Source organism: Paenibacillus sp. 01T442, assembly GCF_056398345.1.
The window spans coordinates 1-19756 of the sequence record NZ_JBFTPF010000053.1 but is presented as its reverse complement, the minus strand read 5'-3'; the positions used below and the strand labels follow the sequence as shown (position 1 = coordinate 19756).

The window sequence follows — 19756 nt, the reverse complement described above, 5'->3', positions numbered from 1 at the left end:
TCAATTACCATTTCACCATTTCCCCCTTCCACCTAACTAAATGTAAAAAATACAGCTAATTTCACTCCATCCAGCCGAAAAAACACTTTAGATGGATTTCCTACAGCTAATTATGCTAATTTCGACGTTTTTGAAGAAATCGGGGCTAATTAGCTACATGAAATCCAGTTATTTGTTGTTTTCGCAAAGATATACGTGAAATTAGCTGTATGAAATCCAGTTATTCGCTACGACGGGCATCTGGAAGTGGCGCTCAAAGGTTTACGCTCTAATTTTTACACTCTGTTTAGATGTTATTCGCCAACGCTAAGCCACGATTAGCAGCGAATCCMCGATTAATGAATATCTTTCTTCTTAAAGCGTCCACCCTTAACATCATGGATATTCCCGATGGCTAGGAAGGCTTTGGGATCCAAGTCGTCGAMAATGGATTTGAGTTTCGCTTCTTCGAGACGTGTAATGACGCTGAAGATGACCTTTTTATCATCACCTGTAAAAGCGCCTTCGCCATTGAGGTACGTGACTCCCCGACCTAGTCGATTTGTAATGGAATCCCCAATTTTCACATATTCATCGCTGATAATCCAAACAGATTTGGATTGGTCAAGACCTTCAATCGTGATATCAATCATTTTATAAGCAATAAAATAGGCAATCAGAGAATACATCGCATGATCCCAACCGAAGACAAAGCCTGCGCTGGCAAGAATGAACAAATTGAAGAACATGACAATTTCGCCTACCGAGAAGGCACTCTTTTTACTAAATAAAATAGCTACAATTTCCGTGCCGTCTAGCGATCCTCCTGATCGAATAACGAGCCCGACGCCAATCCCAAGGATAATCCCGCCGAATACAGCAGCTAACAAAGGATCCATGGTGATGGCTTTAACAGGGTGAAGTAAAGATGTGCCAATCGACATGACAATAACCGAAAAGGTTGTTGATATAGCAAAAGTTTTGCCAATTTGCTTATACCCGAGTAAGACGAAAGGCAGGTTGAGCAGAACTAGAAATATACCGAGTGGGAAGCCAGATAAATGAGATGCAATAATGGAAATCCCTACAATACCACCATCAATAATATGGTTTGGAACTAAGAAAGTTTCTAACCCAATGGATACGAGCGCAGCACCAATAATCATAAAAAGGATTCTGCGTGCAAATTTCAATCGTGTCAATTTTTGATGTTGTGCGTGTGCATGTGCTTGAGCTTGAGCTTGTGAATTAGCCATGAAAGTTTCCTCTTTTCCTCAATCATTCAATTTCGTTACTTATGAGTAAGAAGGAATGAGGCCCGCATAACGTGAAGTGAATTTGAGGAAAGCAAGTAGGATAACTTTCAGTTTTTTCCATATTAAATTTGTTAAAAAAACGATGAATACAACAAAAACGGTCATTTCATAGTGCTTGTGAAACTGGTCATGCAAATGAATTTTATTTTCGTAGACATGAATGATTTCCTTAGAAGGCGGTTGCTGTTGACTAGTCAAGACCTGAGTGGTACTGGCTGAAATGAGAACATCGGTATCGGCTGCAGCATGATTGGATATTGGGGGTGTTAATGGGAAGACGAAAAGTCCGAGAATCAGCCAGACCATGATTGTCCAACAGCATCTGCGTGTTAAAGGGTTCACATACATCCCCTCCAGACAATATGAATCCAAATTTGCTTGAATTGTAGCACTTCATTTCCATTGAGTCAAACTCCGAGTGTGATAAACCTGTTGTCACGATTTGCTTCGTTGAATTTGGACCATTTATGCCAATTCTGCATACAATAGTAGGATGAACCCAAGCAGGAGAGGTGTAATTGTGAGTAATGTGATCGGCATACTCCTAGATCGTAAAACCTATCTCGGCATCCTTCGGAATCAAACTGGATATGAGCATATCGACTACTATAATCAAGCGGCCGTTGAGCTTGGAATGACGCCTTTCTACATGTGCTTAAAGCATATAAATACAAAGTCAGCGCTGGGCTTGTGTTTTGAGAATAACAATTACACATTGAAACGGTTGCCGATCCCAAAGGTAATTCACAATCGAGCGATGACGCTTTCCCCAACTTCGCTTAAGAAATTAAAAGTCATAGCCAAGATAAGCCAAGTTTTTAATGGTCTAAATAGACATGATAAGCTTCATATACATCGATTGTTGCGTGCGAGTGCGAATAGCTCTGCATTTCTTCCTCATACCGTGAAGTATTCACATGAAAATCTGGTAAAAGCGATGAACCGAGAGGACTCTTTTTTTGTAAAGCCTACCAATAGTTCTGTTGGGAAAGGGATAATAAAGGTTGCTGCGATGCCAGATGGCGTATGGCAAGTCTGGTGGAGTAATCAATCACCAAGGCAACTTGCCCAACAGCAAACAATTGAATTTATAGATGGGAAAGTTAATAGCCAACGCTATTTGATTCAAAAAGCGATTCCACTTTCTATGTATGAAGGACGCCCTTATGACTTAAGGGTATCGGTACAACGTGGTGATAAAGGACTATGGGGTGTTACGGGGATTGCTGGGAAGGTCGCCGCTGTTGGCCGCCATGTCACGAATTTGGCAAAGGGCGGAGAGGCTGTTCGTTGTGAGAAATTGTTCCTAAGCAACGGCTATGACCCTGTGGTAAAAAGAAAACAAGTTGAAGAAGCAGCGCTTCTAATCGCAGAAAGCTTGAGTACACAAATTCCATCGATCTCGGATGTGGGAATGGATATCGGAATTGATCATCAAGGTGCGATATGGTTAATCGAAGTGAATGGCCGAGATCAGCGATATCAATATAAGCATTTGAATTTGAACAAGACTTTTTATCGTACTTATGAAACACCGATGCTTTATGCCAAATTTTTATTGAGCAAATGAGTCCAATAAGACGCAAATCATTTAGTAAACCTGCGTGGAAAAGGTGGAGTGGGGATGTGAGTGAGCGTGTTCTTGTCATTAAAATGAATTTATTACCATGGTATAACGAGCTTGACGACCATTTGGAAGTGTATCATCCAACCTTTCCCGAAGCTGTTCGTCAACGTATCTTAACGTTTGGGGAATTTCGAATCATCTCGATTAATCGTCTTCAGACGCGAATTAGGCGAATTCCGAAAAAAGCCTAGAGCCATTTGTGCGTAGAAATTAGGTAAATGTGGCATAATTAGTATAGAAGCAATACCCGTAGAGGCAGGGAAATACCTGCTTCTTTTTGTGTACAGAAAATGAATTTGGCTTTGGTGTTGCTTCATACCCCTATAAACAAGTAAAATAGAAGTGAAGCATTATTCGTTCGATGTAGGCTTTTACCCACAAGCAAATACAGGGTGTACAGGAAAAGGGGACATTTAAAGGTGAACGTTCATTTAAATTTTACAAACAAGGGCAAAGTGGTAATTGAAAATTTCAATAATGAGGAGCTCATTGAAATTTTTAGTCGTTATATTAACACGTTAACGAAGAAGTACGCAGTTGATATTACGGTGCCTGCTGAAGCAAATCAGAATATCGTCCAAGATGGTTCATTTAAAGTTGTTCTTTCGAATGTACAATGTGATGTTGAGACTTTTTTCAAAGAGCTCGGGAGAGATATTAAAGTGCCTCTGAAGAAGAGAGCGGACGGCAAGCTTGAGAACGTGTTTAAAATTCAAGTGATTGATTAAGTTACGGGGGCTTGTATGCTTAGTTTAGACGAAAAGTTAGCAATAGCAACATCCTTCCCGGAACTTGCGCGTAAGGATGTTTCACTGGGACGAATTAATTTTCATTATCTAGAAAGTGACTATGAGAAGACTACAGTTCTTTATCATCTTCACCCAAATGGAAATGGATTCGTGTATGCCGAATACATCCCAGGTTGTACGGTGGATGCCAAAGGTTTAATTAACATTCGGGATTATAGTGAAGACGAGCTTCGTGAGATCATTGCGAAGTCGATTCAGTCTTTAACTCGCGGCGGTAGTCCTAAGGTTTCGAAGGTCGAAGAAGTTCAAGTCCCTCAAGAAGAGATTTGGGTGGATGAAGATGGCAACACATTGAGTGTAACTTTCGTGGAAGATTTATGGTATATCTACGCAGGAGAAAACCTCGATTGTGCCTTTGAGACGTACGAAGAAGTACAAGAGTATTTGGAAGAAGAAGGCTTCGATAAGAAGTAACCGTGCATGAGTGCCCTCMTTGGAGGGCTTTTTTTTGTAATTTAGAGTGGGCCATGGTGCCGMGGGCTGCCGCACGCAAACTAGCGCACAAAAATTGTGCGCAGGGGAAGCGGAGCCGCGGGCCACCGCACGCTAGCGCACAAAAATTGTGCGCAAGGTCAAGCGGAGCCGCGGGTCACCGCACGCTAGCGCACAAAAATTGTGCGCTAGGTCAGCGGAGCCGCGGACCACCGCACACTAGCGCACAAAAATTGTGCGCAAGGCAATCGAAKCCGCGTGCCACCGCACGCTAGCGCACAAAAATTGTGCGCAAGGCAATCGAAGCCGCGGGCTGCCGCACGCTAGCGCACAAAAATTGTGCGCAAGGTCAGCGGAGCCGCGGGTCACCGCACGCTAGCGCACAAAAATTGTGCGCAAGGCAAGTGATGCCGCGGCCACCGCACGCTAGCGCACAAAAATTGTGCGCTAGGTCAGCGGAGCCGCGAACCACCGCACGCTAGTGCAAAAAAATTGTGCGCAAGGTCAGCGGAGCCGTGGACCACCGCACGCTAGCGCACAAAAATTGTGCACAAGGCAATCGAAGCCGCGGGCCGCCGCACGCTAGCGCACAAAAATTGTGCGCAAGGCCTTGAATCCACAAGCTGCCACACGGCAGCTTTCATCAATACTCGAACCCAGTTTAAGCAGMTATTTTATGGTATAATGGATGGAAAATCGTTCAAGGACTACGAATGTCAAAGGGGAAACATAACGTCATGAAATTTAGACCATGTATCGATCTACATAATGGAAAAGTGAAACAAATTGTCGGTGAAACTTTGGGTGGCGAAGGACAGGCTGTTGTTGAGAATTTTGTGTCTTCGTATGACTCCACCTATTATGCGAATATGTTCAAAAGAGATTGTTTAACCGGCGGGCATGTGATTATGCTTGGAGATGGGAATAAGGAAGAGGCGATAAAAGCTCTTGCTGCCTATCCAGGGGGACTGCAAATCGGCGGCGGCATACATGCGGAGAACGCAAGCTTTTATCTGGAGCAAGGGGCATCACATGTCATTGTAACGTCTTATATTTTCCGCGACGGACAGCTGAATATGGATAATCTTACGCGAATCGTTGAAGCGATTGGGAAAGAGAAATTAGTTATTGATCTTAGCTGTAAAGAAAAAGATGGCAAATGGTATGTTGCAACCAATCAATGGAAACAGTTAAGTGATGTGGAACTGAATCAAGAGACAATACGATTCTTTGAGCAATATTGCGATGAGTTTCTCATCCATGCGGTTGATGTAGAAGGGAAGCAGAGCGGCATCCAACAAAGTCTGGTAAGTTCTTTGGCGGCGTGGGTTACGATTCCAACTACGTATGCAGGTGGTGCTAGATCATTTGAAGATTTGGCATTATTCAGACAGCTTTCCCAAGGGAAATTAGATATTACGGTAGGCAGTGCCCTTGATATTTTCGGTGGGAAACTCTCGTATGATGAAGTTGTGGAGCAGTTAAGCAACCCAGTGTAGCGTTAGTTTTTCACAAAAAGGATGTGTGCGATGGCACTTTGGCACAAGCTGTATGTATGGGGAATTGGTATAATCCTCCTGTTAATTATGATTGGCGAGCTGGTCTGGCTGCCAGACCCATTAAGATGGGGGACTCGCTTTTATTGGATAGATCTTATTGATTTGTTGATTTACGCGATTGCTATTGTTCCGTTGATCTGGATGGTTGCTGCACTCCTGCATCTTGCACAGTCGCAAACACGGAGGATGAAAGTATTTCGCGGCTTCATTGCCTTCGTATGTTTACTTAGTGTTGTTATTGTGGTTGCCATTCCCAAAAAGCTGGAGTTCTCAGCATCCGCGTTGATCCTTAGTCTCCTTCTAATCGCAACGGATATCGTCTTACACGAAAGGAAGAAACGCAAGGTGCTACACCAAAGTATGATTGTTTTAGGTGTGACACTCGTTCTCTTGCTTGTGATGCTATGGCCAACCCAATATCTGGTGACATATCCAGGAATTACACTCAACATGAACCGGTATGCGCAAGCCCAAGGCGGCTCCAAGCATGGTGATATTTCGGGTGTTCTTATTTTCGAACGTCCAGCATTTCCAATGGACTGGTTGTATGCGAAGCTTTTTAAAGATTACACCTTTGAGAAGATTGAAACGTTAGGGATGTCGCTCGGCGAATATAATCAGGAAGTTCGTACGATGAAAGAAGATGCGAATGCCGCGGGTAGTGCGATTGCTTTCCATAAAGTGGGGATTGGCAAAGGCATTCTCTCGGAAGGCGTTCGAATTACGGCCGTTTTGCAAAATACGAAAGCCGCTGAGTTGCTGCAGCCAAGCGACGTCATCACAGCGCTGAATGGTCAGCCAATCACCATGACTCAGGAGCTTAGTGAGCAAATGAAGGTGATTAAACCAGGCGAATCGATTCGATTGACTGTGTTACGGAATAAAGCGAAAGTCGAATTGACAGTTGCTACGCGTGCAAGTACAGATGATCCAGCTCGTGCATCCATCGGAATTATGATTGCGAATGAACTTCGATACGATATACCTGATCTTGTCACCTATCATAGTTATTTGTTGCATGAAGGTGGACCGTCCCATGGGGCGATGCTGGCTTTAACGTTAATTGACCAGCTAACACCTTGTGGTGTGACGTATGGTCATCATGTTGCAGGGACAGGGACGATTGAACCGGACGGATCAGTCGGCCCTGTCGGTGGGCTCGTTCAGAAAGCTTATACCGTGAGCCGTACGAATGCGGATGTATTCTTCGTTCCTGTATCTAATGAAGCAGATGCGAGAAAAGGTGCTGGTGATCTACGTATCGTACCCGTGCGAACGCTAGACGATATTTTGAATTGGTTAAAAGCTAATCCCAAAGCGGGTGCACCCGCTTGTTCATCCTAATACGTTCGAGTTAATCACGAGCCGCTTCGTATAGCTTGCTGGCTACCAGCTTGGGTTCATAATGCGCAGTCGTCATGTGATCTCCATGGAGTTGTATGAATCGGAAAAGGCCGAGCCTGCTGGACATGTGGGGATGCCAACCATAGTTAGGGTCGCCTAACGGGATTACATTATCTTCCATAAGGTGTACGTAGCTCTTGGGAATAGGAAGGCTATAAAATTTCTTCAGATCTAATTTCTCGAATAAAGGACCTGCCGGTTCGGGGAAAGCTTTTTTGTAGATCTGTTGGGCTTGGCTAAGACTGGCCAGATTGGTGAAGGCTTCTCTAAAAAAGTCAAAAGGCAGCGTAATCGTATTGTTTTTGGAGCTTGCGTTTAGCTGCTTAAATTTTTCAACGACTTGGGGAGGCAACTCATCAGCAAGCATTTCGCCATCTTTGAGGACAAAAGCATTGAGAAAAACGAGTCGCTTCAAGCGATCGGGGACTAGCTCCGCTACTTTTTGGATCACTGATCCTCCAAAACTATGGCCAACAAGGACGACGTTATGCAACTTATGTGAGATGATGAAATCCGCGACTGATTTGCTTATCATCCCATGGGTCACATTTTTATTTGGGTCAGCACCGTGTCCTGGAAATTCAGGGACGAAGACGGTATGGCCTTTTTTACTTAGCTCAGCCGCAACGCCTGCCCAGAAGCTGGCATCCGCCCAGGAACCATGAACAAGCACGAAGGTAAGTGGCTGTTCTTTGGCACGATAAGAGGAATCATCCTCTTGGATCCAAGGGGTTGGCATATAGGGCCAGTTCGTAGGCATGGGATTGGATGGATAAAGGTATGGCCATGAGGGGCCTAGATTCTGATAATTTTCGTTCAAATAAGTCATAGTGGTCTTCCTCTCGCCTAGTGATGATTTACTATATGCCCAGATGCGGAATGTGCGCTAAGAATTTGAAATCGAAGGGAAGTTGGTCCGTGAATGGCTCATATGGAGCAAAATATGTACAGATTTAGTGAAGCACCTATTTGGGAGCTGCAGCGTGCTTATTATGAGGAACAAGGAATTGAGGCTTGGCAGAGCGGAGAAGTGCCGCAATACATAACAAGCAATCGGGTAATGGCCATTTCTTATGCGGAAATGTTATTTGGATTCTTGCAGGATCGAGCTAGAATGGGACAGCTGACAGCATGTGTAACGATCCTCGAGCTTGGGGCGGGTTCAGGTCAATTTGCTTTTTATGTTTTACAAGAGTTAACGAAGCTTACACAATTGGCTAGAATACTACTGCCCCCGTTTCGATATGTGATGAGCGATTTGGCTGAGAAAAATATAGCGTTCTGGCGGCAGCATACTTGCTTAACACCATTTGTGGAGCAAGGCGTATTGGACTTTGCCAAATTCGACGCAGTACAGGATACAGAGATTTATTTACAGCATGCGGGTGAACGCATTAGATCGGGTGATCTGGCGCAGCCGTTAGTCATTTTGGCGAATTACTTTTTTGACAGCTTGCCGCAGGAATTAATTTATATTGAAGACAAACAGGTGTATGATTGCCGGATATCATTGCAATTTCCAGAAAGTGCACATGAGCTGAGCGTTTCCCAGCAGTTGAAAGAGGTCATTGGGAGCTATCATTATCAACGGGAACACATGTATGATGACAAGTCCTACCCTTATCGTGAACTATTAGATGTATATCGTCAGCATATTTCAGATTCACATATTCTTTTGCCTGAAGTAAGTTTGGCATGTTTACACCGATTGAAAGCCTTATCTCAGGAAGGTTTCTTGCTACTCACTGCTGATAAAGGAGATCATCGCTTAGAAAGCTGGGAATTTAACGAGCCACCGAAACTTATCCATCACGGAAGCATCTCATTAACGGCAAATTATCATGCGATTAGCTATGTGTGCGAAGCTCAGGGGGCCAAAGCACTATTCACGAAGCATCCCTATACCTACTTAAACATCGGTTGTATGCTCAATCTTTCTGAACCTCACGAGTATGGTCTTACGAGATTAGCGTATGATAGGTTTGTGGAGCGATTTGGTCCTGATGATTTTTTCAATCTAAAGGAAGCCTTCGACGCTCAGTTGGAGCAGAAGACAATGCCTCAGCTGTTAGCCTTGTGGCGCTTGAGCGGCTACGATACTCAGTTTCTACTGCCCTGTACGAAACGGCTGATTGACCTGATTCCAGATGGTAAGGACCATGAATGGATCGCGCTTCAGCAAGGAATTGACCACATGTGGGCACATTATTATCCAATGGATGGTAACACGGATGTTGCCCTTGCTTGTGGGATTCTCTTGTATCAAATGGACATGTATCAGGACGCAATCCMTTACTTCGAACGTACACAGCCAAAGCTCGCGAATGATGCGACCGTCCTTTATGAGATGGCGGTGTGCTACTACGAATTGGGCCAAGATGATGCGGCTAAGCGGTATGTAGATCGTACGCTTTCCCAATCCCCTAAGCATGAGGAAGCGATTGCCTTACGGGAGTTATTACTTTCATTGAGTTAACAAATGGCATAAGCTGCAACAATCTACGTGTTCCTGACGTTAGGAAAGTATCCATAACCGATAAGGTGTTAAATACCAACCGAAAATGAAAGGAGCACTAGCATGAAAAAAATAGCAGCATTAAGTTTAACCCTTCTGCTGGGCAGTAGTTTGACATTTGGTTCCGCTTACGCGTTCTCAGACTTAGAAGAGGGACAAGCAACTGCGGTTCTATCCCTGAAAGATCGAGGTATTGTTAGTGGTTTTGATAACGAGCATTTTGTGCCAAAGGGTAAAATCAGCTATGCACAAAGCGTCCAAATGATTGTCAAAGGTCTAGACCTTAACTTGGATCATTTGCRATTCATAAAGCAACCTTTAGCATCCGATAGCTTTTCGAATATCCCGAATGATGCTTGGTATGCGGATGCGTTCATTATTGCGCATTACCACAACTTGGACATCCCGAAGGATGTGAATCCGAATGCCACGATTACTCGCGAACAATTCGGGAATCTATTGGTTAAAGCGCTTGAAACCAAGGGTCAATTTCCACTGGTGAAAATGTTTATCCCAATTAAAGATGAAGATCAGCTTAACGTGGATTATCAAGGCACCATTCAACGATTACTGCTCTATAAAATTACAGCTCTAGATGGAAATGGAAAATTCAATCCCAAAAGTGAGCTAACAAGAGGAGAAGCCGCGACTTGGCTATATAATGCCATTCGTGTGCTAGAGGCGCATGTGCAGAAACCACCACAAGTAGAAGAAGTTACGGTATCGGTTGAAAAAGTGAACGATGATGTGAACAAAGTCACCCTTTCCAGAGGTATGAAGCCGAATCCTGGCTATGGCATTAGCATCGATAGCATCCAGTTTGAGTCTGATGGTAAAGCGATCGTGAAGTATTCGTTGACGGAGCCACAACCTGATAAGATGTATGCACAAGTCATGACGGAAGCAAAGGCGGAGACTTATATATCTTCGAAGTATGAAGTAAAAGCCGAAGCTAGCGGACTGAAATAATAGGTTACAATGCTGCTATCCGATGAGGGTAGTGGCATTTTTTTGTGCTTTTACCCCCCTGTATTCGAACTGTGCAAGCTCGTACTCTCTCACATAGGATATAGCATCTTCTAATAGACGGGTGGTGAGAGATATGAAAACAATCAACTATTACACGTTAGCATTAGGCTTGTTAGGTGCAGCCAAATTAATTTTGGATGCATTTGGTATGAATATCATTACGGACGAGACTGCGAATGCCATTGCCAACGGTGTCGCAGCCTTGTTATCTGTCATTGGTGTTTATACGAACCATCAAAAAGTGGAATAGTGCTCGCTAGTTTAAACCCATTGACACCGATATTTGCCTAGTTGAATATCGTATTGGACAGAAGTGATTTCCATAACGGAGGCGTCAGACGTGGGATACTATGTTCAAGTGGAAAATGGTGTGAAATTATTTATCGAAGATGTAAATCCAAAAGGGACGAAGACCATCCTGTTTATACATGGGTGGCCTTTGTCACATACACAATTCGAGTATCAGTTTAATGTGCTGCCAGGACTGGGGTATCGTTGTATCGGTATGGATTGGCGTGGGTTCGGACAATCAGATAAACCGATGGACGGTTATACGTACGATCGTCTTGCCGATGACCTGCATGCCGTGATTCAGTCGTTACAGCTGGAAGGTATTACACTTGCAGGACATTCAACAGGCGGCGCTATCGCGATCCGTTATATGGCCAGATATCATGGCCAAGGTGTCGCGAAGCTTGTACTGATTGATGCGGCTGCACCAACGGGTTTTACGAATGAAACGGCAGCAAAGTTTTTGCAAGAGAATGCCAACGATCGTCCCAACATGCTGCAACATGTAACGGATTCGTTCTTCTTTCAATATATCACGGAACGATTCTCGGATTGGTTCTTTCAAATGGGCTTACAAGCGGCCAGTTGGTCCACCGCGGCTGTCATTCGATTGCTGAGAGATGAAAATGTGGCTGCTGATCTAAGCCGAATTGAAGCACCTACCTTAATTGTTCACGGTATACATGACAAAGTGATTCCCTACCAACAAGCGGTCGAGGTAAATAAACGAATTCCAAATTCGCAGCTTGTCCCGTTTCATTACAGTGGGCATGGCGCATTCTGGGAGGAAAGAGATCGCTTTAATTATGTACTTACACAATTTATAGGTTGATGCTGTCTGATCATCAATGGAATATGAGATATAGCTTCCTTAATGGGGGGCTTATTTTATTTCATTTCAATGCGAATGCCTAACGTGATTCATGTTTATAGTTGATTAAAAGACTTGTCTCTTATATGGAAGTTCATTATGATGAGAGTGAAGACATTCTGGGTCCAGCGGACCACAGATTAAAGTACAAAATTCATTTTAAACTGTCTTGGAGGTTGTTCCATTTATGAATCAGTCTACATTACGAATTGGTATCATTGGCATTGATTCCTCGCATGCACCTACGTTTACCCAAATGTTAAACGATGAGGATCATCCTTTTCATGTTGCTGGCGGCAAGGTCACCATTGCTTATCCTGGAGGTTCTCCGGATTTTGAGATGAGCTATTCCCGGATTGAAGGTTTTACTGCTCAGCTTCGCGAACGAGGAGTGGAAATTGTGGACTCACCGGAAGAAGTAGCAGCGAATTGCGATGGCATTCTGATGACATCGGTGGATGGTCGAATTCATTTGGAGCAGTTCCGCCGTGTAGCGTCCTATCGCCGGCCTATTTTTATCGATAAACCAATGACCGTATCTTCTGCCGAAGCTAGTGAAATCTTCAAGATCGCGCAAGAAAATAACATTCCTATTATGAGTTGCTCCTCGTTAAGATACGCTGAGGAATTGACGATAGCTCTAGCAGTATCAGATACTAGTAGTAACATTATCGGGATGGACTGCTACGGTCCTTTGGCATTACAAGCGACACAGCCTGGGCTGTTTTGGTATGGTGTGCATACGGTTGAAATGCTTTTTAGAGCACTTGGCAAGGGCTGCCTGCACGTGACTGCGGCTACTACAGAAGATCATGATCTGATAACTGGCGTATGGGACAATGGCGTTATTGGTACTATTCGCGGCAATCGAAAGGGCAACGGGCAATTTGGTGCACTTTTACATCGGGAATCACATACACAATTTGTCGATGTAAACAAACATCCCAAGCCTTATTATGCGAGTCTCTTGGAGAAAATTATGACGATGTTTGCGAGTGCAACTCCGGATATTGATGTGAAAGAAACAATACAAATCATTCGCTTTATGGAAGCGGCTAATGAGAGTCGGGAAACAGGACTTACCGTGAACTTATAGATGTGATCGCTTAGAAACCCAAGGAGAGGATTACAACGATGGAAAAAGCAGAATTAAAGGTAGCTGTCCTGGGTGCGGGGGCTATTGCTCGTCAACATTTTGATGCAATTCGTCGTACAGACGGGTTTGTAGCTTGTGCTGTTGCGGATATTCAACTGGAGAGAGCCCAAGCTATTGCTGAAACCTATGGTATTACGGCCTATCGTGATTATCAAGAGCTGATTCGGCAAGAACGACCGGATGTTGTGGTCATTGCGTTGCCACATTTTCTACATAGAGAAACAGCTATATTCGCTGCAGAGCATGGGTGTCATTTGATGCTGGAGAAGCCAATGGCCTTGAACGTTGCTGAATGTGATGATATTATGGAAGCCGCTAATAAAGCGGATATACGCATCTTAGTTGGGCATACACAGCATTATATGGCGGAGAATATTCATGCGAAGCGGATCATTGAAAGTGGCGAGCTAGGTGAGATTGTCATGATCAATGATGTCAGGCATTTGAATTACTTCCAAGATACAAGGCCGCAGTGGTTTCTGGAAAAAGATAAATCAGGCGGAGGCATACTTGCCAATCTAGGCACGCACTCTATCGATAAGATTCAATGGTTGATGGATAGTTCAGTCCGTAAAGTGAGCGCCGCAGTGAGCCATCATGGCAAACGAGGAAATGTAGAGGGAAGCGGCATCATCTATATGGAGCTAGCTTCAGGGCTGCCCGCATCAATTGCTCAGTCTGGTTATCCAGGGGCTACTCGGAATGAAACAGAGATCATTGGTACGTTAGGAATGCTGAAGCTGGTTACTGGCGTAAGTTTATGGATCAGTCGTGGCGGTGCCTATGAACAGGTCGATGTGCCACCGATGGATACGCCATTCGAGCTGCAGTATAAGGATCTATTGAGCGCGATTGAGGCGAAAAGTGAAACGAGTTGTCCACCCGAATATGCGCGAGGCGTCATAGCTGCGCTGGAAGCTGTTTACCGAGCTGCCGAGACGGGTGTGGAACAATTTCTATAGGCACACATTGAGAAATAGCGGGAAAACTTCCAGCTATTTTTTGTCTTTTCGGCATAGAATGGGAAACAAGGCCCGTTTTTGGAATAGATGGAATTTCTGTAGCTAATTTCGCGTAAATCGGCAGTTTGTGAGCAATAGCTGTATTTCCTCCAGTTAATTTCTCCCATCAGACTCACTATGAATCAAAACAGCTGAATTAGCGTCATGTTTTACAGTTAATTGGGAAAAAGGTTGGAAAACGGCAGAATTAACTGTACATTTTCATGTTAATGTTAATTGTACGAGGACGCTGATGTTGCTAGAAGGAAGAGTGCCATTTCGGAAATTAAGCAGGGATTTGTTGCCATGTATGGAATAGTAAAAGATGTTCCTGAAAGGAGACTTACTATGGTGGAATGTCCTTGGTGTCATGAACACGTACAGTTAGTTGAGGATGTTTGTCCTGCTTGCAAGCAGGAGGTGCTCACGAACCATTTGAATCCAAATGGAGAAGAAAATAATGTAGAAGAGCTAACCGAATATGAAGAGATCGACGAACTGAGTCTGGAAGAACGAATCTCTCACCAATACAAGTGCTTCAAATGTAATCATAGGGAATGTCACATAAAAGAAATAGCGATGACGGGAACAGGCTTAAGTAAAATGTTCGATATTCAGCATCATCATTTCTTAGCTGTCTCATGTTTGCACTGTGGATACGTAGAAATGTATGATCCGAATGTGTTACATAGTAAGAAAGCGGGCTCATTAGGCACGATACTAGATGTATTATTTGGAGGTTGAAAGTGAATGACGGTGATTGGACTCATACGACACGGGTTAACAGATTGGAATACGGAACGGCGCATACAGGGACAAACCGATGTTCCGCTCAATGAACTTGGTCGCAAACAAGCCGAATTATTATCTCAGCGAATGAAGGATGAGCATTGGGATTACATCTATGCGAGTGATTTGGGTCGAGCTAGAGAAACAGCGGCATGTATTGGAAATGTGAAGCAAATGGAAGTGAACACAGATGAGCGATTAAGAGAAATGTATTGCGGTCAGATTGAAGGAACAACGCTTGAGGAACGTGTGGCAAAATGGGGAAAAGACTGGTCCCAATTGGATTTAGGGGTCGAAACGCATCAACAAATTGCGGCTCGCGGTGTGAGTTTCATCCAAGAAGTGATCGAGAGACATCCGAATCAGAAGGTGTTAATTGTTAGTCATGGAGCCTTACTTAGTCTGACTCTTATGGATTTGATCCCACATGAAGACATTGAGGAACACTTACATAACACGTCCGTGACGAAAATTCGTCACACGGAGAGCCGTTGGGAATGCTTACAATACAATTGTATTGCGCATTTAGATGGGTTTGAGTAAGTTTTTCCACCTGACTAATCCTTGAGGATGGACAAGCTTTCGGGAATGGGACAGTACTTCAACAGGGGCGCAGCAATTGAAAGGAGATTCCTATGATAGTTTACCAAACAGATTTGTTAACGATTCGAGAACTTGAACTCAGAGATAAGAACCTGTTAGTTTCCTGGCTCAATAACCCCTTGGTATTAACCTATTATGGAGGTCGCGATCGCCCCCACGATGGGGATTTGGTGGATGCCCACTTTTATACGGAGGAAGATTCAGCTGTCAGATGCCTTATCGAATATGAGGATCGGACGATCGGCTATATTCAGTTTTATGAGATAGAGGAAGAAGAACGTCTCGCGTATGGCTATTCGGAATCCACGGATAAAATCTATGGCACGGATCAATTCATAGGTGAAACGGCCTATTGGGATCAAGGGATTGGGAAACTGCTAGTAATGTCGATGGTGGATTATTTGATGAATGTCCTTAAAGCAGATCGCGTTGTCATGGACCCGCAGCAGTGGAATCTTCGAGCTATAAGATGCTATGAACGATGTGGATTTACTAAAGTGAAGGAATTGCCTGCACGGGAGATGCACGAGGGAGAGCTGCGAGATTGCTGGTTGATGGAGTACTCACGAATTTCAAAGATACGGGAAGAAGAAAGAAAATATCATGATGCGTGTTATGAGAACTATAAGTTATTTGAAGAAGGCTCATGGTTGTCAAAACCMGTGAAAACGGTTATGGATGCTTTATCCTATTTTGACGCTTATGAATATGTAACTGTTTTGGATTTAGGTAGTGGAGTTGGCCGAAATAGTATACCTATAGCCGAAGCATTGAAACACAAAGGAGGTAAAGTGGTCTGTGTGGACCTCCTGCCATCCGCGCTTACGAAATTGTTGGCCTACAGTGAACAATTTGGTGTTCGAGCTCAAATCGAAACGCATCTCTCCGACATTGGAGAATATGAAATTGCACCGGATACTTTTGATTATATCGTCGCCGTATCTTCGCTGGAGCATGTTGACTCTGAGCAAGCCTTCGAACGAGTTCTGGATCAAATAGCTATGGGGACGAAAGTTAATGGGGTTAATTGTTTGATTATTAATTCGAATCTACAAGAGATTGATACATTAACTGGGGAAGAATTAACACCTCTTATCGAACTAAATCTCACGACAGAACACTTACAAGAGATTTTGAACAAACAATATGTAGGTTGGGACATATTATTAACGACATTAAAGAAGTTGACATTTAACATAGAGCGCAATGGCAAACAGATCCTACTGAAGACAGATTGTCTTACTTATGTAGTAAGAAAAAATACGCATAGCGAATCTTAAATTTATTCTGAACTGTAGTGCCACATGAAGTGTTCGATGTAATAAAGATCGAAGCAGAGTCATGAGAGGGGTATACCCTATTCATGGCTTTTTTGCTACTTGAAAAGTAGAGAAGGATGTTTTAGAATTGAGTTGTGCCCGAGCACGGAATTGTAAGTTTAGCAAAGGCAAATCGTATCAAGCCAAGGTGGCTTTATTTTTTGGACATTATCGTGCTCGAGCACGAAAGGTGAGATTCGAATTAGTTCCAGCCATATAAGGAGGCGTTCATGTGGCCATTGTTGTTCAGAAAAGAGATTACAGTATTACCGGTCAGGAAAGCATTAGAGCGCAAGAACGAGGTTTAGCTAGTGCTGAATGGTATGCTAGCCCCATTCCTCGCGCAAAGATGAAAGAATTAATGAAACGCAAGGATGGACCTGCGATTCGGGACACCATCATCTGGTTTGGCGCATTGCTGATATTCGGCTATCTAGCGTATTTATCATGGGGGACTTGGTGGGCTGTTCCGGCTTTTTTCATCTATGGTGTGCTCTATGCATCTCCAGGTGACTCGAGATGGCATGAGTGCGGGCATGGTACTGCTTTTAAAACGCCATGGATGAACGATGTGGTATATCAGATCGCCTCATTCTTCGTATTGCGTTCGGCTACACCTTGGCGTTGGAGCCACGCACGGCATCATACCGACACCATTATTGTCGGCAAGGACCCTGAAATTTTGACGGAGAGACCACCGATTTGGAAAATCATCCTGATGCAAATATTTCATTTATATGGCGGTCCGATCGAGATCAAGCGATTTGTCCTACACACGATTGGACGATTGGAAACACAGGAGAAAGATTATATTCCAGCTTCTGAGTTTCCGAAAGTATTTCGCGAGGCGCGCATCTACATGCTGATCATCCTTGCTGTTGTGGTGGCATGTATATACACGGGGAGCCTGCTTCCCGCGATGTTTATCTTCTTGCCATCCTTCTATGGCAATCTGTTTGTACTCCTTTTTGGCATGACACAGCACCTTGGACTTTATGAAGATGTACTGGATCACCGATTGAATACACGTACGATTCATATGAATCCGATCTTTCGATTTCTGTACTGGAACATGAACTATCATACCGAACATCATATGTTTCCCATGGTGCCGTACCATGCATTACCTAGATTACATCAAGAGATGTTGGCTGACTGCCCAGCCCCATGCACAAGCTTATGGGTAGCATTGAAAGAGGTCATTACAGCACTAAGGTTGCAAAAAAATGAACCTTCTTATGTGGTCGTAAAGCCGTTACCCGTAACTGCTCAACCTTATTATTTTGGCGGTAGCCGTGAAGAGGAACAAGTTAATCAAAGGAGACAACAAGTATGATGGACGAATGGATAGAGGTCTGTGCAGCTAGTGAATTAGAAGATGAGGATGTCATTCGATTTGACCACGGCGAAGCAACGTTCGCTGTTTATCGGAACGCACAGGGGCAATTTTTCGCTTCAGACGGGTATTGCACACATGAGAAAATTCATCTATCCAAGGGACTTGTGATGGGGAACCTCATAGAATGTCCGAAGCATAACGGCCGATTCGATATCACCACAGGAGAGGCGAAGCGAGTTCCCGTGTGTATCAAGCTCAAAACCTATGCGACAAAGGTTGAAGCAGGTAAGGTGTTTATGCAATTGGTATAGCGGGAACAGCGGGAACGAGAAAACATAAGGTTCGATTGCCACGGACTTGATATCGAGCTTCATTTCTATCATACTTGTTACGTGCCCGTGCACAATCCCTTGTGAATGGAGAACCCTATGAGCGTTACAATTAGAGAGATTGCCCAGCAAGCTGGTGTTTCCAGAGGTACCGTTGATCGTGTACTGAATGGAAGATCAGGCGTAAAGCCTGAAATTAGAGAACGTATACTTGCGATTGCAGATGAGCTTCAGTATGTGCCCAATGTGGCTGCGAAGGCACTTGCTTACAATAGAAAACCGATTCAAATAGGTATCGTGATGCCTCCGAAAGAAATTTCGTTCTTTGATGACATTCGCAAAGGGATTCATGCTGCAGAAGAGGAGCTGAAGGGTCTAGGTATTTGTTTAGAGTATGTGCATATCAATAATCAGCTGCCAGATGAGGGTGCGAGAGCCATTCAGTCACTGATTGCGAATGGTGCAAGCGGCATTCTATTCTCAGCTATTGATGATGAAGTTAACCGAGCAAGCATAGATAAGGCGATTGAACAAGGCATTCCAGTGGTTACGTTTAATTCTGACGTCGAGAACTCGAAGCGGAGCTGTTTTGTGGGTCAGGATCTGGGGAAAAGCGGTGAAATCGCGGCAGGATTGATGACCCGAATGTTCACAGGCAAAGCCAAGGTTTTAGTCATTGTAGCCAATATGAAATTCCATGCGCATCGCATGCGAGTTCAGTATTTTAAAGAGAAATTAATCCAGAGTGAGATCGAGATTGTTGATGTCATTGAAGGATATGATCGCTACGAAGATACATTTCGCAAGCTGAATGAGTCACTGAAGATGTATCCTGATTTGGATGGCATTTATATGGCAACAGGTGATGCAGGGGCATGTATCGATGCGGTGAAATTGGCAGGGAAGGGTGGTAAGCTCCGCATCGTATGCAATGATTTGATGCCTGAAGTTGAGCAAGGACTGAGAGAGGGTGTTATTGATTTTACCATTATGCAAAATCCGATTCAGCAAGGCTATCGCTCCCTGCGAATATTGTACGATCTCATATTCAGTGGCAAGAAGCCTGACCACGAATTTCAGTATACCGATACGAGTATTATGATCGCGGAGAGTCTCTAACTAGATCTGAAAGTGTGCTGAGCAGCCTCATCATCATTTGCAGGGTGAAATTATCCACGGCAGCATGGGTGGAGTTGCTGTAGTGATGAAAAACATCACTACAGCAGCAAGAAAACCAACCCCAGTCTGATTTCAGGGCCTTTAGTGATGAAAAACATCACAAAAGAAGCAAGAAAATCAACCCCAGTCTGATATCAGCGCCTTTAGTGATGAAAAACATCACTAAAGAAGCAAGAAAACCAGCTTAAGCTTGATTTAAAGGCCTATAG

21 protein-coding genes and 1 pseudogene are annotated in these 19756 nt (G+C 43.9%); 19 read left to right on the top strand and 3 right to left on the bottom strand.

The genetic code is table 11. From position 1 onward, the window contains the following. Nucleotides 1-335 precede the first annotated feature (335 nt). Together AC1DLM_RS26705 and AC1DLM_RS26700 are read right to left on the bottom strand one after the other, a co-directional pair. Nucleotides 336-1235 carry a YitT family protein gene (locus tag AC1DLM_RS26705; RefSeq protein WP_477571659.1) on the bottom strand — a complete coding sequence of 300 codons (900 nt, stop codon included), beginning with the start codon at nucleotides 1233-1235 and terminating at the stop codon, nucleotides 336-338. A 39-nt stretch (nucleotides 1236-1274) separates the two neighbouring features. Further along, nucleotides 1275-1637 carry a hypothetical protein gene (locus tag AC1DLM_RS26700; protein ID WP_441991940.1) on the bottom strand — a complete coding sequence of 121 codons (363 nt, stop codon included), beginning with the start codon at nucleotides 1635-1637 and terminating at the stop codon, nucleotides 1275-1277. Nucleotides 1638-1815: 178 nt separating this feature from the next. Between AC1DLM_RS26700 and AC1DLM_RS26695 the strand changes: the two genes are divergently transcribed. From AC1DLM_RS26695 to AC1DLM_RS26670, 6 genes are all read left to right on the top strand, one after another. Continuing rightward, the gene (locus tag AC1DLM_RS26695) at nucleotides 1816-2865 is read left to right on the top strand and encodes a YheC/YheD family endospore coat-associated protein (RefSeq protein ID WP_441991941.1); all 1050 of its coding nucleotides are present in this window, start codon (nucleotides 1816-1818) and stop codon (nucleotides 2863-2865) included. Between the two features lie 56 nt (nucleotides 2866-2921). Beyond that, nucleotides 2922-3113, top strand: coding sequence for a hypothetical protein (locus AC1DLM_RS26690; RefSeq protein WP_441991942.1), 192 nt, complete (start codon nucleotides 2922-2924; stop codon nucleotides 3111-3113). A 228-nt stretch (nucleotides 3114-3341) separates the two neighbouring features. Beyond that, on the top strand, nucleotides 3342-3650 hold the full coding sequence (locus tag AC1DLM_RS26685) for a hypothetical protein (RefSeq protein WP_056621264.1): 309 nt from the start codon (nucleotides 3342-3344) through the stop codon (nucleotides 3648-3650). A 15-nt stretch (nucleotides 3651-3665) separates the two neighbouring features. Beyond that, nucleotides 3666-4145, top strand: a complete 480-nt coding sequence (locus AC1DLM_RS26680) for a hypothetical protein (protein WP_477571658.1) — start codon at nucleotides 3666-3668, stop codon at nucleotides 4143-4145. A gap of 755 nt (nucleotides 4146-4900) precedes the next feature. After that, a complete protein-coding gene (gene hisA / locus AC1DLM_RS26675; RefSeq protein WP_441991944.1) occupies nucleotides 4901-5662 on the top strand; it encodes a phosphoribosylformimino-5-aminoimidazole carboxamide ribotide isomerase in 762 nt (253 codons plus the stop codon). Nucleotides 5663-5692: 30 nt separating this feature from the next. Next, nucleotides 5693-7066: a PDZ domain-containing protein gene (locus tag AC1DLM_RS26670; protein WP_441991945.1), complete on the top strand. Its 1374-nt coding sequence runs from the start codon at nucleotides 5693-5695 to the stop codon at nucleotides 7064-7066. 10 nt (nucleotides 7067-7076) lie between these two features. Here the strand turns inward: AC1DLM_RS26670 and AC1DLM_RS26665 are convergent, their stop codons facing one another. Further along, nucleotides 7077-7955 (bottom strand): alpha/beta fold hydrolase, encoded by an 879-nt coding sequence (locus tag AC1DLM_RS26665; RefSeq protein ID WP_477571657.1) that lies wholly within the window; start codon nucleotides 7953-7955, stop codon nucleotides 7077-7079. Between the two features lie 114 nt (nucleotides 7956-8069). On the opposite strand from AC1DLM_RS26665, the gene AC1DLM_RS26660 reads away from it, so the two are divergent. The 13 genes and pseudogenes from AC1DLM_RS26660 to AC1DLM_RS26600 all read left to right on the top strand — a co-directional run bounded on the left by AC1DLM_RS26660 (nucleotide 8070) and on the right by AC1DLM_RS26600 (nucleotide 19487). Further along, nucleotides 8070-9602, top strand: a complete 1533-nt coding sequence (locus AC1DLM_RS26660) for a tetratricopeptide repeat protein (RefSeq protein ID WP_477571656.1) — start codon at nucleotides 8070-8072, stop codon at nucleotides 9600-9602. 102 nt (nucleotides 9603-9704) lie between these two features. Next, nucleotides 9705-10610, top strand: coding sequence for an S-layer homology domain-containing protein (locus AC1DLM_RS26655; RefSeq protein ID WP_477571655.1), 906 nt, complete (start codon nucleotides 9705-9707; stop codon nucleotides 10608-10610). A 133-nt stretch (nucleotides 10611-10743) separates the two neighbouring features. Further along, on the top strand, nucleotides 10744-10920 hold the full coding sequence (locus AC1DLM_RS26650; RefSeq protein ID WP_164483576.1) for a hypothetical protein: 177 nt from the start codon (nucleotides 10744-10746) through the stop codon (nucleotides 10918-10920). A 90-nt stretch (nucleotides 10921-11010) separates the two neighbouring features. Continuing rightward, complete coding sequence (locus AC1DLM_RS26645) at nucleotides 11011-11793, top strand: alpha/beta fold hydrolase (RefSeq protein ID WP_477571654.1); 783 nt, start codon at nucleotides 11011-11013, stop codon at nucleotides 11791-11793. A 226-nt stretch (nucleotides 11794-12019) separates the two neighbouring features. Then, complete coding sequence (locus AC1DLM_RS26640) at nucleotides 12020-12928, top strand: Gfo/Idh/MocA family protein (protein ID WP_477571653.1); 909 nt, start codon at nucleotides 12020-12022, stop codon at nucleotides 12926-12928. A 38-nt stretch (nucleotides 12929-12966) separates the two neighbouring features. Continuing rightward, the gene (locus AC1DLM_RS26635; protein WP_477571652.1) at nucleotides 12967-13950 is read left to right on the top strand and encodes a Gfo/Idh/MocA family protein; all 984 of its coding nucleotides are present in this window, start codon (nucleotides 12967-12969) and stop codon (nucleotides 13948-13950) included. 387 nt (nucleotides 13951-14337) lie between these two features. After that, entirely contained in the window at nucleotides 14338-14733 is a 396-nt protein-coding gene (locus tag AC1DLM_RS26630) for a zinc ribbon domain-containing protein (RefSeq protein WP_477571651.1), read from the top strand. 6 nt (nucleotides 14734-14739) lie between these two features. Beyond that, nucleotides 14740-15321, top strand: a complete 582-nt coding sequence (locus tag AC1DLM_RS26625; protein ID WP_477571650.1) for a histidine phosphatase family protein — start codon at nucleotides 14740-14742, stop codon at nucleotides 15319-15321. A 92-nt stretch (nucleotides 15322-15413) separates the two neighbouring features. Continuing rightward, nucleotides 15414-15878: pseudogene (locus AC1DLM_RS26620) on the top strand (GNAT family N-acetyltransferase); the annotation flags it as partial. Nucleotides 15879-15935: 57 nt separating this feature from the next. Further along, a complete protein-coding gene (locus AC1DLM_RS26615) occupies nucleotides 15936-16661 on the top strand; it encodes a class I SAM-dependent methyltransferase (protein WP_477571666.1) in 726 nt (241 codons plus the stop codon). Between the two features lie 271 nt (nucleotides 16662-16932). Next, entirely contained in the window at nucleotides 16933-18036 is a 1104-nt protein-coding gene (locus AC1DLM_RS26610; protein WP_441991954.1) for a fatty acid desaturase family protein, read from the top strand. Further along, a complete protein-coding gene (locus AC1DLM_RS26605; protein WP_441991955.1) occupies nucleotides 18033-18350 on the top strand; it encodes a MocE family 2Fe-2S type ferredoxin in 318 nt (105 codons plus the stop codon). Before AC1DLM_RS26610 ends, AC1DLM_RS26605 begins: the two co-directional genes overlap by 4 nt. A 117-nt stretch (nucleotides 18351-18467) precedes the next feature. Continuing rightward, a complete protein-coding gene (locus tag AC1DLM_RS26600) occupies nucleotides 18468-19487 on the top strand; it encodes a LacI family DNA-binding transcriptional regulator (RefSeq protein WP_441991956.1) in 1020 nt (339 codons plus the stop codon). Nucleotides 19488-19756 lie beyond the last annotated feature (269 nt).

Excerpts from the sequence above, each read along its gene's own strand:
- AC1DLM_RS26680 (WP_477571658.1), top strand. The coding sequence starts at position 3,666 with ATGCTTAGTTTAGACGAAAAGTTAGCAATAGCAACATCCTTCCCGGAA.
- hisA (WP_441991944.1), top strand. The coding sequence starts at position 4,901 with ATGAAATTTAGACCATGTATCGATCTACATAATGGAAAAGTGAAACAA.
- AC1DLM_RS26670 (WP_441991945.1), top strand. The coding sequence starts at position 5,693 with ATGGCACTTTGGCACAAGCTGTATGTATGGGGAATTGGTATAATCCTC.
- AC1DLM_RS26665 (WP_477571657.1), bottom strand. The coding sequence starts at position 7,955 with ATGACTTATTTGAACGAAAATTATCAGAATCTAGGCCCCTCATGGCCA.
- AC1DLM_RS26650 (WP_164483576.1), top strand. The coding sequence starts at position 10,744 with ATGAAAACAATCAACTATTACACGTTAGCATTAGGCTTGTTAGGTGCA.
- AC1DLM_RS26640 (WP_477571653.1), top strand. The coding sequence starts at position 12,020 with ATGAATCAGTCTACATTACGAATTGGTATCATTGGCATTGATTCCTCG.
- AC1DLM_RS26635 (WP_477571652.1), top strand. The coding sequence starts at position 12,967 with ATGGAAAAAGCAGAATTAAAGGTAGCTGTCCTGGGTGCGGGGGCTATT.
- AC1DLM_RS26630 (WP_477571651.1), top strand. The coding sequence starts at position 14,338 with ATGGTGGAATGTCCTTGGTGTCATGAACACGTACAGTTAGTTGAGGAT.
- AC1DLM_RS26625 (WP_477571650.1), top strand. The coding sequence starts at position 14,740 with ATGACGGTGATTGGACTCATACGACACGGGTTAACAGATTGGAATACG.
- AC1DLM_RS26605 (WP_441991955.1), top strand. The coding sequence starts at position 18,033 with ATGATGGACGAATGGATAGAGGTCTGTGCAGCTAGTGAATTAGAAGAT.
- AC1DLM_RS26600 (WP_441991956.1), top strand. The coding sequence starts at position 18,468 with ATGAGCGTTACAATTAGAGAGATTGCCCAGCAAGCTGGTGTTTCCAGA.